The sequence below is a fragment of the Gammaproteobacteria bacterium genome, from assembly GCA_036381015.1.
GTDB lineage: Bacteria > Pseudomonadota > Gammaproteobacteria > Steroidobacterales > Rariloculaceae > ZC4RG20.
The window spans coordinates 1-15,853 of record DASVDR010000002.1 but is presented as its reverse complement, the minus strand read 5'-3'; the positions used below and the strand labels follow the sequence as shown (position 1 = coordinate 15,853).

Sequence of the window (15,853 nt, the reverse complement as noted above, 5' to 3'; positions counted from 1 at the left end):
TTCCGCCGTCACTCCGCGGTCGAAAACCGTAACACCATCCGGTTCACGTAGGTATCGCCGGGGTCGAGCCGCGCCGAGGGGAAATCCGCATGGTTCGGCGCATCCGGGAAGACCTGCGGCTCGAGGCAGAGCGCGTCGCCCTGGCGGTAGATGCGGCCGCCTTTGCCCACGGTGGTCCCGTCGAGGAAGTTGCCGGAATAGAACTGCACGCCGGGCGCGGTGACGAGGAGCTCCATGACGCGCCCGGATCCCGGATCGACCAGCCGCGCGGCCGGCCGGAGCTCGCCCGCCTCGCCGTTCACGATGAAGTTGTGGTCGTAGCCGCGGCCGAAGCGGAGCTGCTCGCTCGCGCCGTCGCGGATGTCGCTGCCGATGCGCTTCGCCTCGCGGAAATCGAACGGTGTGCCGGCGACCGCCCGCCGCTCGCCCGTCGGGATGAGCGTCGCGTCCACCGGCGTGAAGCGATCGGCGAACAGCGTGAGAAGGTGGTCGAGGATGGATTGGTCGCCGGTCGCGCCCGCGAGGTTGAAGTAGCTGTGATTGGTGACGTTGACGATCGTCGGCGCGTCGGTGACCGCGCGGTACTCGATCGCGAGCTCGTTGTCTTCGCTCAGCGTATAGATCGCCGTCACTTCGAGCCGCCCGGGATACCCCTGCTCGCCGTCCGGGCTCACGTAAGTGAACACGGCGCGCGCCGGCGAGCCGCTCTCGGCTTTGGCGAGCGTCCACACGGCCTTGTCGAAACCCCGCGGCCCGCCGTGCAGGTGGTTCGGTCCGTCGTTGACCGGCAGCTCAAAGTCCTTGCCGTCCAGCGTGAAGCGGCCGTGCGCGATGCGGTTCGCGTAGCGGCCCACCGAGGCGCCGAAATACTGCGGCTGGTCGAGGTACTGCTGCGGCTCGTCGTAACCGAGCACCACGTCCGCGCTCGCGCCGTGCGCATCCGGAACGCGCAAAGACTGCAGGGTCGCGCCCAGGGTAATGATGCGCGCCGATACGCCGTGGCGGTTGGTGAGCTCCACGGCCTCGATGCGCGTGCCATCGGCGAGGGTGCCGAAATCGCCCGTCTGCGCTTCAGCGGCGAACGCCGATGCTGCTGGATGACTCAAGGCCGCGCTGACGATGAAGGCTGCAAGTGTTTGTTTTTGCATGTCCACGAAGGCACGAGTCGCCGTGCCTGCCGGTACGCGCCGACCGGCGGCGCCAAATACTCGGACAAAATGGCATTAATCGGCCGCGGACACAAGCCCCGCGCGCCGGTGGAAGCGCCGGGCGATTATCATCGAGCCGGGGCGGCCGGGAACGGGCACGGACCGATGGCGAGACGCGGCAAGGCGGACCCGCGCAGCGACGAGACGCTCGTCCGGCTCTGCAACCAGGGCGACGCGGCGGCAGCGGCGCAGGCGTTCGAGGCGCTGTATCGCCGGCACAAGGACTACGTGGTCCGCGTGGCGCTGCGCTTCGTGCGCGACCCCGACGCCGCGCTCGACGTGCTCCAGGAAACCTTCTCCTACCTGCTGCGCAAGTTTCCGCCTGCCGGCGAGGGCCTGACGCTCACGGCGCCGATGACCACCTTCCTGTACCCGGTCGTGAAGCACTGCGCGCTGACGCTCTCGCGGAAAGAGCATCGCTTCTCCGCGGACGACGTGCACGATCCCGACGACCAGGCAAGCGAGCCGCCGGCGGCTGATCTTCCGGCGCTCAGAGGGTGGTGGGGCGCTGCCCGGCCGTGCCGCCGATGCCGACGATCGGGGTGATCGAGGGCGGGTCGCTCGCCGGAAAACTCTCGCGCGAGGCTTCGTCCGCGTAGCGGTCGAGCTGCCGGTGATCCAGCACGCGGATCCGGTTGTCGACCTCGTGCACACCGGGCACGAACCAGGCGTCCTGGGCCGCGGCGACGCGCTGCCCGGGCTCGGGCTGCACGCCGATCAGCGTCACGATGCGATTCTCGGCACGTACCGCGAGGCGCGTGGCATCGACGCGCGGATCGCGCTCGAGCACGGCCCGCACCGCGTCCGCGATCGCGGCATCGCTGTCGTGCTCGGCGGGCTCGACGTGCAGGCGGTTGTCGACGTCGGCGACGCCCGCCGTCCACCAGGCACGTGCCTCCGCGATCCGGCGGTGCAGCAGGCTTGCGACGCGGCCGTCGAGCCGCACGACGCCATCGCGCACCCGGATGGCGATCGAGCGCTCGCCACCGGGAGCCGCATCGCGCGCGATCGCATAACCGGTGAGCGCGGTCTCAACCGACAACGCGGACTCGAGATCCGCCGCGATGCCGGCGTCGTCATGCGCCGACGCCGGCTGGATGCGCAGCCGGTCGCGGATGCCGAGGCCGGTCGCCTCGGCCGCGATGCGCGGCAGGAGGCGGCGGGCGGCGATACGGGGAAGCGTGCCCTCGAGGGTCAGGGCGTCGTCCTCGAGGCGGATGGCGATGCCGGCCAGCGACCGGAAACGGGGGTAGCGGGCGATCGCGGCCTGGACGGCGGCGACGGGATCGGTTCTGGGCATGGGTAACAACTCCTCGCAGGAACCTCGATGGTGCAAGTCCCGTGCCTGAACCGGATGTGGGGCCGGCACGCGAGGGACCGCTTTCCTTGCATCATGGCACCGGATTCCCTGCCGCGCGAATCCCGCACGGGCCGGCCGTTGCGCGAATCCAGGCGCGGAGCGGCGGGCGCGGCCGGGGGTCGGGACGGACGTTGCCAGGGAGGCGCCTCCGCTGAGGCGTTTCTGGAATGAGAAGCTTTCTCGTCAGTCGGCCGGCTCAGGGGCCGGCGTCGGCCGCGATCACAGCATGCCGGTCAGGTTGAGGAAGAATCCGCGGTGATCGAAGTCGAAGTCGGTCAGGTCGTCCGAGAACTCGCTGAAGTTGTAACCGAGTCCGATCTTCAGGTGATCGCCGGCCTGGCGCGAGACGGTGAGCAACGTGCCGGTGCGCTGCTCGCCCAGGTCCGGCATGTCGAGCAGGCGCCCCTCGACGAGCAGGTCCCAGGCTTCCCGGAACCGGAAGTCGCCGCGCAGCACGTACAGGCTCGCATCGTTCTCGAAGAACTCGGGATTTTCGCGGTCCAGGCTCACCTGGCCCAGGCGGTACGCGTACTTGCCCCCGATGGAGAACGCGGGCGTCAGGTCGTAGGTGAGGTCGAGCGACGCGACGTGGCTCTTCTGCACGAACTCCGCGGTGCTGCCCGCCGGCGTCACCTGGCCCGGGCTCGGCACGTTGCTGAACCACGTGTACTTCGCGAGCGCGTTCAGGCGGTCGTGGTAGACCGGCCGGTACGCGTACCCGACCACGGCCTCGGTGTAGCCGCCGTCGTAGAAGGTACCGAGCGAGCTCGTGCTGTCCGAGTGGTCGAGCTTGCCGAGGAGCCGCGCCGACGGGCTCAGTTGGTACTTGAAGCCGCTGCGGAAGAGCCAGGTCTCGCGCTCGTTGCGCCCGAGATCGAGCTGCTCGACGTCGTCCAGGCGGTACTCGATCGCGCCGGAAAGCTGCAACGCATCGAAGCCGTAACCCGCGTGCACGCCGAGCGCGCGCCGTTCCGTCTCCGCGCCGGTGAGCGAATCCTCGAGTGTGCCGATATCGGTGGAGAGGCCGAGGTTCAGCCTCTCGGTGGGGGCAAGGCTGATCCCGGTCGCATGCGTCAGGCCCGTCGCCGGACCGGCCGCCCGGTAGCGTTCCTCGAGATACACGCTCGCGCTGTCCGAGAAGCGTGACTTGATGCCGGCGACCAGGTTGCCTTCGCCGCCGCGCGTGGGCAGCAGCCCGTTGCCGGTGCGCTCGTTCTCCAGCGTGTAGTTGAGATACACGCTCGTGCGCTCCGAATGCAGGTAGCGGGTTCCGAGCTTGCCGCCGGGCCCGAGATCGCCGTTCGAAACCTCGGTGTCGATGCGCAGGCGCTCGGAGACGCGGTAGGAGGCGCCCGCGCCGTAGCGGCCGTTTTCCGGCCGGCTGGCGGTCGTCGAAAGCGTATCCTGGAGGAACACCCAGGCGTTCCAGTCGGCGCGCGAGTCGTAGCCGAGCTGCAGCACGGCGTCCGCGCGCTCGCCCTGCTCCTGGGTTGCGGGCACGAGCGGAGAGCGGTCGATGCGCTGGTCCTGGCGATAGCCCGCGCTCACGTCCCAGTGCTCGGACAGGCGGTACGCAAGATCGATCTCCTGCGCCCGCGTCTCGACGCCCTGCTCCTGCACCCGGCTGTCGAGCTTCGCGTTCAGCGACAGGTCCTCGAACAGCGGCAGGCTCAACGTGCCGCCGAGGTTGCGCGTGTCCGCGAGCACCGCGAGGCCGGGCGCGGAATAGCCGGCTTCGACGTCCTGTATATAAAGTGTCAGGCGGCCGTTGCCGGCGTCGAGCAGGTCGGCCGTGGCGAGACTCAGGTCGGCCCGGTACGCCTCCGCGTCGATGTCCGCGTACGCGGAGGGGTCGATCCCGGTGAAGCCGAAGCCGCCGTCCGTCGAAAGCTCCGCGGTCGAGACGATGCCGTCGCTGACGCCGCCCTGCAGCTTCAGCCAGGACTCCGAGCTCAGGCGCAACGTGACGTCCGCCGCCTGCAGGGTGCTGTCGCCGTCGTCCTGGCGGTCGCTGCTGGCCGTGAGCCCGAGCTTCACGTGCTCGCCCATCCAGTAGTGCACCTGCCCGCCCGTCGACAGCGCGTCGACGTCCTCGAACCCCGGCGTGTACTCGTAGCGCACGACCAGCCAGGCCTCGTCGCCCGACAGCGCGCCGCTTCGCACCAGCAGGTCGTCGTCCGCCGTGGAGGCGAGCGGCTCCGCCAGCAGAATGCGGCCCTGGAGGTAATCGATGTCGTAATCCATCGCCGGCATCAGGTTGACGACGCCGGTCACGAGTCCGGACGCCTTGTCGCGGATCTCGATGCGTACCCGCTCGGAGCCCGGCAGCAGGTCCTGGCGGTGCAGGAAATACAGTGAGCCGCCGGTACCGCGGAATTCCTCGCGGCTCGGCAGGGTGCCCGGCTCGGCCGCGAATGCGTCGGCCGCGAACCGCTGCTCGCCGAAGGCGGTCGTCCGCTCCGACTGGTAGTGAACGTTGGCCCCGTAGAGACCGCGGTCGACCTGCGCCAGCTCGTTCTGCATGTAGCCGGCCTTGAAGTTGCCCCATTGCGCGTAGCTGTCGCGCTGCCGCACCCGAAGGAAGAACTTGCCCATCGTCGGCGCCATTTCCTCGACCGTGCCGTCGTCGCCGAAGGTCGGGTAGTAGTAATCGGGATCGATGCGGCGGAAGAGCGCGTCCGGCGTCTTTTCCATGAAGTTGCTGAAGAGCGTATCGAGCGGTCCTTCGCGCGTATCGGCGCTGGCGGTCACGTGCCAGTGGTCGCCGAACTTGCCGTTCACGAAGAACGCGAGCCGCCCGTCCGCATGGGAATCGAGCTCGTCGGCGTTGTCGCCGGCGAGCAGGTCCATCGGGCCGCTGGTCTCGCCCGACGAGAGCGTCAGATCGGCCATGCCGACGTAGAACCAGTCGTTCTCCTGGAATTCGAGGTCGCGCAGGTAGAGCTGGCCGTTGCCCTCCTCGTCCAGCACCGCGACCTCGACCGTGTGCATGCCGGTCGGCAGGACTGCTTCGGAGACGAAGTTGCCCTGCGCGTCCACGGGGACGGGGCGTCCCGCCACCCACACCTCGTGGTGCGCCGGAATGCCGCCGCCCTGGACGGTCACCGTGCCGCTGGAGAGGCCGATATTCTGGGTTGCCAGCGCATTCTCGCCCCAGGCGGCGAGCAGCCCGGGTTGCGGCGCCGGCGATGCCTGTGCACCGTCCCCGGACGGGAGCTCCGCATTCGCGTACACGAGCCACAGCGGCCGCGGCAGCGTTTCGTCGAAATTGCCGTCCGGGCCGTAGGCGCGCAGCACGTAGGCGAGCTCGCGCGCCGGCGCGCGAAACTCGCCGGCCGCCGGCCGCCACTCGGCGATGCCGTCGAGCTCGATGGGGATGACTTCGAGGGGCTCGGACCTGAGCGACTGGCCGTTGTCGAAGATGCGCACCTCGGCACGCTCGATGAATGGCGAGTAATTGGTGTACATGCGGAAGCTGACGCTCTCGCCGACGATATTCGGCTGGTCGAGCCAGCCGTCGTACGGCGGCCCCGGCACCGCGGCCTCCGGCGGCGTCGGCGGCAGCGGGTGCACCCTGACGGTGGCCGGGTATGCCGTGACGCTCAGGCGCGGCGCGGACGTCAGGTTGTCGAACCCGAAGCGGATATCGGCCGCGGTGAACGCGACGTCGGTGCAGCGCTGGATGTCGGACGAGCTCTTCTCCGGGTCGTCGATGGGCTCGCCGTCCACGCTGATGCGCATGAGATTCAGGCCGAGCGGGTTCTCCGGATCGATCTCGCGCGAGAGGCGCGTCACCTCGACGCCTTCGTAGTCGTCGAGCAGCGCGAGCTCGTCGTACACGACCTGTACGGCGACGTACGACTCGTCACCCTGGATGAAGCCGGCATTCACGACGTCGTCGGAATAGAGATAGCCGCGACCTTCGAACTCGCGCCTGGATTTCGCCAGCCCGAGGTCCGCGCTCACCGCTTCCATGGCGCGGCGTGCGCGCGAGGCGGAGAGCCCGATGTCGTCGCCGTACACGGAGGCCGTGCGCCGGTTCAGGCGTTCGTTGCGCGTGTAGCCGACGAAGCGCACGCGCACGTTCGTCCTGTCGGCGATGTCCGCCATGGCGCGCTCGATGTCCGCGCCGAGGCCCGGCGGGATGACCGGCTGGCCGTCCGCGAACCCGATGTGCTCGATCGGTCCCCAGGGCGGATCGTAGACCTTCGTGACCACCTCGGCGCCCGGCGCGTCGGGGCAGAGCTGGGGCTCGTCCGGCAGCTCTTTCAGCGGATCGTCGTACCAGAACTCGACTTCGACGCGCCGGTTCAGCGCCCTGCCGCGTTCGGTGTCGTCGGAGGCGAGCGGCCGCGTGGCACCCGCCCCGTCGCTCTCGACCGCGGCCGTCGGCAGGTCGAGCGCGTCCTGGACCGCGAGCGCCACACGCCGCGCGCGCGCTTTCGAGAGCCCGGTCGGCGTGCCGTAGATGCGTTCGACGCGACCGGTGAGCGGCGCATCGTCGGTGAAGCCCACGAAGCGGACGACGACGTTCTGCCGGTCGGAAAGATCCCGGAACGCCTGCCCGATCCTCGCGATGAAGTCGTCGCTCACGTCGATGCCGTCGTCGTCGAAGTGCAGCGGCGGCACGAGATTCTGGATGCGCGCGCGCTTCGCGTAGCCGTCGACGTAGCGCAGCTTGCACACGGTCTGGATGCGGCAGACCTTGACGCGCTTGCTGTCCTGCGGCACGACCACTTCCTCGACGGCGAGGCGCTCGCGAACCTCGTCGTACCAGACCTCCACCTCGACCCGCCGGTTCAGCGCGCGGCCGGCTTCCGTCTCGTTCGACGCCACGGGCTGCGTGTCGCCGGCCCAGTCATACGAAACCGCTTCCGGCGGCAGGGCGAGGGCGGTCTGGAAGTATTCCGCCACCTCGCCCGCGCGCTCGCGCGACAGGCCGATGTTGTCGCCGTAGATGCGGGCCAGCGCGTCGGAAAGCGGCTGGTTGTCGGCGTGGCCGACGAAGTGCAGCCGGACGTTGCGGCGGTGCTGCATCCGCTCGAGGATCCGGCCGAGCTCGGCGAGCGTGGAACCGGGAATGTCCGCGACGCCGGATGCGAAATGGATCGGCGGCACGAGGCCGGTCAGCTTGACGGTCTCCAGGGCCTCCGCGGCGACCTCGCGGGTCGCGAGCGTATCGCCCTCGTCGGCAGCGACGCGATCGGGATCCTGCACCCAGTGCATGAACGGGCCGTCGACCCCGAGGTGGCGCTCGACGGTCTCGCCGAGCGGTGCCTCCTCGACTTCCGCCGCATTCGCCGCCGGCAGGAAGGCCGCCGCGGCGCACAACGAGAACACGCTCAATCGGGTCATGGCGATCACCTGTCGGGACCGGCTGCGTCCGGAGTGTCCGGCGGGCCGCCGAGCCGCCAGTAGATTTCCGGCTCGATGACGAGCTCGTAGCAGCATGCGAGCGCTTGCCACGCGTCCTCGACCTGCGCCTTGACCGCCGCGAGCCGCCGGTCGACCAGCCGCGGATCCTCGACGTCGGCGACGTACGACAGCCGGAGCACCGCGGGTGCCTTGCGCAGCTCCTCGAGCAGCCGGTCGAGGCGCGGGCGCCACTGCTGCCGGATCGTCGTCGCGCCCGGCTCGAACACCGGGTCGGAGAGGTCCAGGTTGACGACGCGGTGGATCGACGCGCCGAAGTCGAAGTTCAGCGCTTTGCCGCGCGTGGCGCGCTGCACCTGCACGGCCGGCGTCGAAAGCCGGTAGCCCGCGGGCAGCGTGCGGTCGTCGAGCTTCAGCACGAAGTTGCTGCCGCGCATCGGGTGCGGCGTGATCGCGCAGGTGATGTGGAAACGGCCGTAACGGTCGGTCGTGACCGCGAGCCCGCGCGCGGTCACGAGCCGCACGCCGGGGAGCCCTTCTTCATCGCCGTCCTGGTAACCGTTCCTGTTGTCGTCGTCGAAAACCTTGCCCGTCACGTCGGTGCAGTCGAAGGTCGGGTCGGGGACGATGCGCACCGTCGCCGACGCCTCGCCGGACAGCGCGTTGCCGGTGAGCGAGCTCGCGGCCCACGCGCGGTTCACGAACTCGCCTTCGCCGACACCGGCGCCGACCGCGAGCAGGAGCTTCAGCGTGTTCCGCCCGGAGGCCGTGAGCGTGAGGCCGGACCAGGCCAGCTCCCGCCCTTCGACCACGGGCTCCACGGGCGTACCGTCGAGGCGTGCCGAGCCGGCGACGTAGAGGAAGCCGGCGGGTATGAGATCGACGACCGCCACGTCCGGCAGCGGGATCTCGAACGTGCTGCTGACCGTGATGACGTACGGCACGAGCTGCCCGCGGGTGACGTCGACGAGCGGCGTCGTCTTGGTGATCGACACGGCGCCCGAGAGCTCCGGGTCGAGCGGGATGTGGTTGTTGAAGATTTCACCGGTACCCGGCAGCGCCGTGCCGTCGAGCCGCAGGTGCAGGTGGTATCTCGTGCCGTCGCTGCGCCCGGGCACGGCGGCGCCGGGATTCAGGGCCGAGGCCTGCACCTCGCAATGCTCCGACGTCCCCGGAACGGCGTCGTCGGCGGAGCCCGGGCAGGCCGGCACGTCGAACGGCGACGTGGCGTCGGACGCCGGTGGAATCATCTCCGACAGGCCGTCGACGTAGCCCGCGCGCGGCGGCGCCACGCGGATCACGTAGCCCGCGCCGCCGAGGCAGCCCGGGTCGGAGAAGTTCAGCACGAACTTGTACCAGCCGTCGGCGAGCGTCACCTGCCCCTGCTGGCGCGGATCGTCGAAGCACGCCTCCGGCACGGCGGCGCCGCCTTGCAGCAGGGTGAGGGTCGCGCCGGCGACGGGCCTGCGCACGAGCGCGTCGTACACGACGCCGTCCGGGTCGATCGGGAGGTTCAGATCGTCGAAGCGGCTTCCGGGCTGCACGACGATCTCGTCGATGCGCTGCGGCCCGTTCGTGAAAGCGGAATCGGCCAGGCCGAGAGCGGCGGTCGACGCGCCTGCGCCGGGCGCGCTGAACACGAGCGCGTAGCGCACGTCGGTCAGGTAGTTCGGCGGCACGCCGGTCATCGCGAAGCGGCCGTCCGCGTCCGTCTGCGTGGCGTGCACGCGCGTGCCGTCGCGCAAGAGCTCCACCGTCCACCCTTCGAGCCGCCGCTCGCCGTCGTCGGCCGTGTCGTCGAAGTCCGTGTCGTGCCACACCGTGCCCACGAGCGTGCCGGATCCCGCCACGCCGCCGACGTCGATCGAGACGCTCGCGCTCGCGGTCTCCTTCGGGTCGTTCCAGTACACCGTGGCGGTGTTGGTGATCGGCGTGCCGATCGCGAGCGTCGAATCGATCGTCGCGCGGAAGCGCAGCACGACCGTGCCGCCCGGCTCGAGCGGTCCGTAGCGCGTGAAGTAGTCCGCGGTGACGAGCGAGCCGTTCACCGTGATGCCGTCGGCCGAGCCGTTCATCGTGGCCGACTGGTCGACGTAGGTGAGGTAGCCCGGGTTCGGCACGGCGAGGTCGTCCGTGATCTCGACGAAGGACGCCGGGACGGACGCGACGTTGGTCACGGTCACGACGTACTCGAGGGTCGCGCCGGGAAGCGCCGTGCCTCCGCCGACGACGGCGACCTGCTTGGTGATCGTCAGCGCCTGGCGGTCGCCGACGATGACGATGGTGGGCTCGGGCCCGGTCGCGGGATTGCCGTCGCCGTCGGTCAGGAGGTCCGGTACTTCGTCGCTGCCGACCACCGCCTGGTTCGAGATCACGGTGCCCGGCGGCACGCCGTCGTCGACGCGCAGGTCGAACTGCACGGTCGCCGTGCCGCCCGCGCTGATGACGCCCTCGCCCGCGCCGGGGACCGGCGGCGTCGAGTCCGACGAGCTGACCGCGATGCCGGCGGCGAGCGGGAACACGCCGCCGTCCGGCTGGCCGACGGGCAGACCGTTCTGCGTCAGCGAATCGGCGACGTAGGTCGTGTTCGCCGGCACGGTATCGCTGAGCTCGGCCAGCGTCGCCGGCACGTTGCCGGTGTTCTCGATCGCGATCGTGTAGCGCAGGACGTCGCCCGGGTCGACGATGCCCGGTGTGCCGAGGTCGTTCTCGAGCGCGGCCGATTTCGCGGCGAACAGGAGCGGCAGGTTGCCGACGATGTCGCGCGTCGGATCGTCGGCCGTCGGCGTGTCCGGGTCGTCGGAGGGCTGGTCGACGACGCCCTTCGCGGGCGCGCTCACGAAGCCCTGGTTCGAGATCACCGTGCCGTCGATCGCATCCGCGCTCACGACCACGTCGAACACGACCGTCGCCACGTGACTGCCGGGCGCCGCCGGCCCGACGGCGTGCAGCGTGCCGGGCGTCGCATCCTCGGGCGCATTCAGCGGTATGCCGGCGGCCAGGGGCGAGCCGCCGCCCGCCGGATCCGGCACCGGATTGCCGTTCAGCGTCGTGCTGCCGGCAACGTAGGCGGTGTTCGCGGGCACCGCATCGACGAGGCGCGCATCGAGCGCGTCGTCGTTGCCGACGTTCTGCACGGTGATGGTGTAGCGCAGCGTCTCGCCCGGCAGCAGCACCGCGGGATCGCCGGTCACGTCCGTCGAGATCTTCTCGACCCTGAAGTCGGGGGCAGCCTCGATCACCACCATCGTCGGGTCCTCGTCGCCCGCGACGTCCGGGTCGGAGGGTCCGTTGACGTTCGGGTCGTCGCTCAGCGCCGTGGCGGCGGCACCGGCGAGCTCTGCCTGGTTCGTGACGGCCGTGCCGTCGGCCAGCGGCACGGCGAGCGTGACGTCGAACTGGAGCGACAGCTCGTCGTCCGCCGCCAGGCTCAGGTTGCGGACGTCGAGCAGGCCCGCACCGTTCGTGCCGCCGTCCGGATCCGTGTTGCTCGCATCGGCGCCCGGCGGGAGCGTGCCGGAGACGAGGGTCAGGCTGCCCGGCACGAACACCGGCGAAGGATTCAGCGCGCCGAGGTCGTCGCGGAAGGTCACGTCGGTCAGCGGGCTGTCGGTGGTGCGCAGGGTCAGCGTGTAGCGGAGCGTGTCGCCGGGCGCCGCGGTCGTCGCCGGGCTCGCGCCGCTCGTCAGGTTCGCAACGCTCTTCTCGAAGAAGAAGCCGGTCAGCGCCGCGATGACGGTGTGGGCGTCCTGGTGATCGAGCACGCCGACGGTGCCGTTGGTCAGCGGCCGCGTGTAGCTGCCGCGGGCGGCGACGCCGGGATCGTTGTCGAACCACTGCACGGCGCCCGCGACGTTGGTGAGCGAGGCGCCGTTGTCGGTGTCGGCGTCGAGCTCCGTCCGGTAGGTGATGACCAGGTGCTCGTCCGCGCCGATGGTGCCGGCCGCCGTGAGGATCTCGAGCTCGAGCTCGCAGCCGGGTGCGCCCGTGTAGTCGAGGCGAAAATCGCTGCCCTGCACCAGCGCGTCCTTGCCGGGCACCGGCGTCGTGCCGTCGGCCGCGAGCACGCGCGCGCTCGCCACGCTCGGCGCCGAGTCGCACATGCCGCCGTCGGGGCCATTCGGCAGGCGGTCGCGGATCGTCGCGTTCCACGCGTCGCCGTTGCCGATGTTGTGGATATCGAGGACGAAATCGCCGGCCTGGCCGAGGTTCAGCGTCGCCGGGCCGGTTTTGGTCAGCGTGAGCTCGGGCGCGACGATCGTCATCGGCTCCGTGATGCCCCACTCGCCGGGCAAGGGTTCGAAGAACTCGCCGTCGATGAGCCGGCCGAAGTCCCACTTCGCCGTGTTGACGAACTGCGTGCCCGGCGCGTTGGCCGGCGTGTTGGCGAGCACGACCGTCAGCTCGAGGATGATCTGCTGCCCCGCCGGGATGATCGGGAAGTCGTCGAACGTGAGAAAGCCGCCCGTGTTCGAGAACGTGTGCGGCACGGGCTGCCCGGTGTCCTTCCAGTACGCGACGTGGCTCACGTACCTCAGGTCCGCCCCGGTCGCGTTCAGGTCGTCCCGGACGGTGACGCCGTGCAGGTCGTTCAGGGATCCGAAACCGTTGATCACGGTCCCCGTCGCCGGGTCGAACAGCACGGGCATCGTCAGCGTGTAAGTGAACGGCACGCCGACGACGGCGGTGCTCTGCCCGGCGGGATTCTGCTTGTCGATCTTCTCGACCGGGATCAGGAAATTCTGGCAGCCCTCCTGGATCGAGGTGGACGAGCTGTTGGTCAGCCAGATCTTGTGGCCGGCGACCTGGTTGCACGCCATCTCCCCGGTGTGCACGACGTTGTCGAAAATGACGATCCAGCGCTGGTCGGTCTGCCCCGGCTGCGTCAGGAAGCTGAAGTTGGTGCTGAGCGGGTTAGAGGCAGGGAAGTTGCGGATCGTACAGTTCCGGTCGACCTGGATCTGCGCCGGCGCGACGTCGCCCGCGAAACCGTCCAGCACACCGTTCGGGAAGTCGGAGCAGTTCTCCGCGCGGGCGGCTGCGCCCGCGCCTAACAGCAGCAACAAGGCACCGAGCCGGATGGCGGCACGCGGTCGAGCGATGATGTCGCGATGGAACATGATCGACCTCGGTCCACCGGGTGTGCGATCGCATCGCCATGACGGATCGAGCTCGATCGGAGAGCTTGATTCTGGCGGTCCCGCTGTCATAGGGCCGGGAAGGGCCCCTTAGACCGGAAACTTTGCGTCGCCACCTTTCGGTGGGTTTGCCTTTGTCTGAATCGAAAGACTTAACTGTCTTTGAAAAGCGACTATCTCTCGAAATGAAAACCTGAAAGGGTGAACGAGTTCACAGGTTGAGGGTAAATTCCCGAGTTATGTTCAGTGGGATCACCTTCAAGCGGCCGGCAGGAAGTCGATCGGGTAGATGATCGTCATCGTCACGATGCCCTCCTTCGCGCCGAAGTCGAAGCCGCGGATGCGTTCCAGGACCTGGCCGACGAGCGTCGGCGCGTCCATGTCGGACGATTCGAGCTCGCACATCGAGACGCTGCCGTCGGGCTCGATGGTGAGCCGCACGACGACCTGGCCGCGCAGCGTCGGATCCCGGCGCAGCTCGCGGTTGTAGAGCCGGTACAGCGCGGCCTTGTAACGGTCGAACACGATCTGGATTTCCTCGTCGGTACGTCCGGCCCCGTGCCCGCCGGACAGCGGCCGGTCCGCGCCGCCGCCGGTCCCGCCGATGGAGCTCTCCACCTGCGTCACGCGGACGCCCGCCATCTGGCCGGCGCCTCCGCCGCCGCCGAAATCGCGGCTGATGTCCCCGAGGTTGATGCCGCCGCTCGAACCCGGGCCCGCGGTGGTCACCATCGCCCGTTCGGGACGGCCGACGGCCGCCTCACCCGCGTTGCTCAGGCTGGCCTGCGAGCCGAGGCGCGCCGACGGCGCGCTTGCGGCGAGGCTCGCGAAGCTCTCGCTGAACGCGAGGATGCCCTTGCTGCGCACCTGCTCCTGCGCGCTCGCCTGTTGCGCCGGCTGCGGCGCGGGCTCCGCGGCCGGCTCGAGCTCGGACGGCGTCTCCTCCGCGACGAGCGGCTCCTCCTCGGGCTCCGGCTCCTCGATCACCGGCTCCGCGACGACGGGCTCCGGCGCCGGCACGGCCTGACGCTCTTCGATGAGCTGCGCCACGCGCTCGGGGACTTCGATGAGCTCCTCGCGCTCGGGTACCGGCAGGACGACGAGCCGGAACACGATACCGACGAGCAGCGAAACCGAAACGGCCAGCGCCAGCGACCTCCGGAAGCGGTGGTCCTCTTCGAGACAGCGCATCCACGGCATGACCTGCGGCCGGTACGGGAGAGTGCTTTCCTCGCGCTCGACGAGCCACTCGGCCTTGCGGCTTTCCTCTTCCTCGAGTGCGTCGATGAGGTCCTCGCCGAGCCAGCCGAGGTTTTCGTTCTCCGCTGCGATCTGCCCGGCGATGACGCGGCGGCGGTCTTCGATTTCCGCGATCTCCGACGCAAAGCGCTCGATGCGCCGGCGGGCGCCGTGCACGACGCCGGCGTCGGCGTTGCCGGATCCGCCCCAGAAGAGCGCCGCGGCGCCGAGCCGGTCCAGCTCCTCGAGTGAGCCGCACACCTGCTCCAGCAGCGTGTACCGGTGCCGCTCCGCCGAACGCGCTTCGAGCTCGCCGTCGACGGCGGTGAGCTCGCGCTCGAGCGCCGCGAGCTGGTCGCGGGCCCGGCCGATGCGTTCGCGCAGCTCGTGCTTTTCCATGGACATGGTCAGGGCCCTCGGAGCGTCAGATCGATTGCACTTTCGACGGCTTCTGGATGACGGCGAGCGACACGTGACCGTAGCCCTGTCCCGTGCAGGCCGACATGATCCGCTTGATCACCGCGAAGGGAACCTGCCGGTCCGCGAGAATCGTGACTTCCTGGCTGCCGGCGACGGTCCGGGTGGCGGGCCCGATGACGTTCGCGCCGAGCTCCGCGAGCCGATCGGTGATGGAGGCGATCGACGCGCGGTCGGCTGCGAGGATGTCCGAGACCTTCGCGACCTCTTTCCCCTGCACCAGGACGTTCTCTTCGCTGACGAAGATCACGACCGTCTCGCGCGGCTTCGAATCCACGGTCGATTCGGGCAGCGTGACGGTCTTCGGCGCTTCCATGACCTCCACCGAGCCCGTGTTGACGAGCAGGAAGAACACCAGGATCGTGAACACGTCCATCATCGACGTGAGATCCATCTTGCCGATCTTCGCCCGGTTCCTCGACATGCGCTTGATACGGCGTGAGCTCCTCATGGCGCTTCTCCAACGGAAATCTGCGTGAACAGCGCATACAGCTGGTACTGCTCACCGCTGGCATCGGGCAGCTCGACGCTGCGCACGACGTCCATGACCTGGATGAGGTAGTCGTAGGGAATCTGCGGCTCGAGCAGCACGGAGGCGGCCTCGTGACCGGGATGCTCCTGCTTGAGCGCGAGCATGTACTCCGAGAGCTTCTCCAGGTCGTACTCGCCGCCGGCTTTCGGTATCGATGCGATGACCGCCCGGCCGTTGGTGATCTCGAGGCCGGCCTCGCGCACGATGACCTCGACCGCGAAGCCCGCCGGTTCCGGCGACGAGCCTCCCGAGGTCGTCGGCAGATCGAGCTCGACGATCGAGAGGCGGGAGAAGACCGCCGTGATCAGCAGGAACGGGACCAGCACCACCATCAGGTTCAAAAAGGTGGTGACGTCGATCTCGATGCCGTACTTCGTGCGCCGCCTGTAATGATGCCGTCTGGCCATGGGGTGAGCCTCAGGCCGCGATCTCGAGCTGCCGCTTCGCCCGCTTCGAGAAGACGTTCAGGGTCTTGACGGTGGCCATCTCCAGGCTGTCGACGATGTCGCCGGTCTTGCTCGTCAGG

Annotated in this window: 8 protein-coding genes and 1 riboswitch; of the genes, 1 reads left to right on the top strand and 7 read right to left on the bottom strand. The window is 69.3% G+C overall.

Features of this window, described 5'->3' with window-relative positions; genetic code table 11:
• Positions 1 to 8 precede the first annotated feature (8 nt).
• Positions 9 to 1,148 (bottom strand): aldose epimerase family protein, encoded by a 1,140-nt coding sequence (locus VF329_00495; protein HEX7079479.1) that lies wholly within the window; start codon positions 1,146 to 1,148, stop codon positions 9 to 11.
• Between the two features lie 165 nt (positions 1,149 to 1,313).
• On the opposite strand from VF329_00495, the gene VF329_00490 reads away from it, so the two are divergent.
• Positions 1,314 to 1,754, top strand: coding sequence for a sigma-70 family RNA polymerase sigma factor (locus VF329_00490; GenBank protein ID HEX7079478.1), 441 nt, complete (start codon positions 1,314 to 1,316; stop codon positions 1,752 to 1,754).
• On the opposite strand, the gene VF329_00485 is transcribed toward VF329_00490, so the two are convergent.
• The 6 genes from VF329_00485 to VF329_00460 all read right to left on the bottom strand — a co-directional run bounded on the left by VF329_00485 (position 1,699) and on the right by VF329_00460 (position 15,734).
• Positions 1,699 to 2,508, bottom strand: coding sequence for a BON domain-containing protein (locus VF329_00485; GenBank protein ID HEX7079477.1), 810 nt, complete (start codon positions 2,506 to 2,508; stop codon positions 1,699 to 1,701). The genes VF329_00490 and VF329_00485 overlap by 56 nt on opposite strands.
• A gap of 279 nt (positions 2,509 to 2,787) precedes the next feature.
• Entirely contained in the window at positions 2,788 to 7,923 is a 5,136-nt protein-coding gene (locus tag VF329_00480) for an OmpA family protein (GenBank protein ID HEX7079476.1), read from the bottom strand.
• 5 nt (positions 7,924 to 7,928) lie between these two features.
• On the bottom strand, positions 7,929 to 13,061 hold the full coding sequence (locus tag VF329_00475; GenBank protein HEX7079475.1) for a hypothetical protein: 5,133 nt from the start codon (positions 13,059 to 13,061) through the stop codon (positions 7,929 to 7,931).
• 70 nt (positions 13,062 to 13,131) lie between these two features.
• Positions 13,132 to 13,222: riboswitch (cyclic di-GMP riboswitch) on the bottom strand.
• 115 nt (positions 13,223 to 13,337) lie between these two features.
• Entirely contained in the window at positions 13,338 to 14,723 is a 1,386-nt protein-coding gene (locus VF329_00470) for an AgmX/PglI C-terminal domain-containing protein (protein ID HEX7079474.1), read from the bottom strand.
• A gap of 19 nt (positions 14,724 to 14,742) precedes the next feature.
• The gene (locus VF329_00465) at positions 14,743 to 15,246 is read right to left on the bottom strand and encodes a biopolymer transporter ExbD (protein HEX7079473.1); all 504 of its coding nucleotides are present in this window, start codon (positions 15,244 to 15,246) and stop codon (positions 14,743 to 14,745) included.
• On the bottom strand, positions 15,243 to 15,734 hold the full coding sequence (locus VF329_00460) for a biopolymer transporter ExbD (GenBank protein ID HEX7079472.1): 492 nt from the start codon (positions 15,732 to 15,734) through the stop codon (positions 15,243 to 15,245). The genes VF329_00465 and VF329_00460 overlap by 4 nt, the downstream gene beginning before the upstream one ends.
• Between the last annotated feature and the right edge of the window lie 119 nt (positions 15,735 to 15,853).

What these genes read in the sequence shown, in the direction of transcription:
- VF329_00495 (HEX7079479.1), bottom strand. Translation starts at nt 1,148, where the DNA reads ATGCAAAAACAAACACTTGCAGCCTTCATCGTCAGCGCGGCCTTGAGT.
- VF329_00490 (HEX7079478.1), top strand. Translation starts at nt 1,314, where the DNA reads ATGGCGAGACGCGGCAAGGCGGACCCGCGCAGCGACGAGACGCTCGTC.
- VF329_00485 (HEX7079477.1), bottom strand. Translation starts at nt 2,508, where the DNA reads ATGCCCAGAACCGATCCCGTCGCCGCCGTCCAGGCCGCGATCGCCCGC.
- VF329_00480 (HEX7079476.1), bottom strand. Translation starts at nt 7,923, where the DNA reads ATGACCCGATTGAGCGTGTTCTCGTTGTGCGCCGCGGCGGCCTTCCTG.
- VF329_00475 (HEX7079475.1), bottom strand. Translation starts at nt 13,061, where the DNA reads ATGTTCCATCGCGACATCATCGCTCGACCGCGTGCCGCCATCCGGCTC.
- VF329_00470 (HEX7079474.1), bottom strand. Translation starts at nt 14,723, where the DNA reads ATGTCCATGGAAAAGCACGAGCTGCGCGAACGCATCGGCCGGGCCCGC.
- VF329_00465 (HEX7079473.1), bottom strand. Translation starts at nt 15,246, where the DNA reads ATGAGGAGCTCACGCCGTATCAAGCGCATGTCGAGGAACCGGGCGAAG.
- VF329_00460 (HEX7079472.1), bottom strand. Translation starts at nt 15,734, where the DNA reads ATGGCCAGACGGCATCATTACAGGCGGCGCACGAAGTACGGCATCGAG.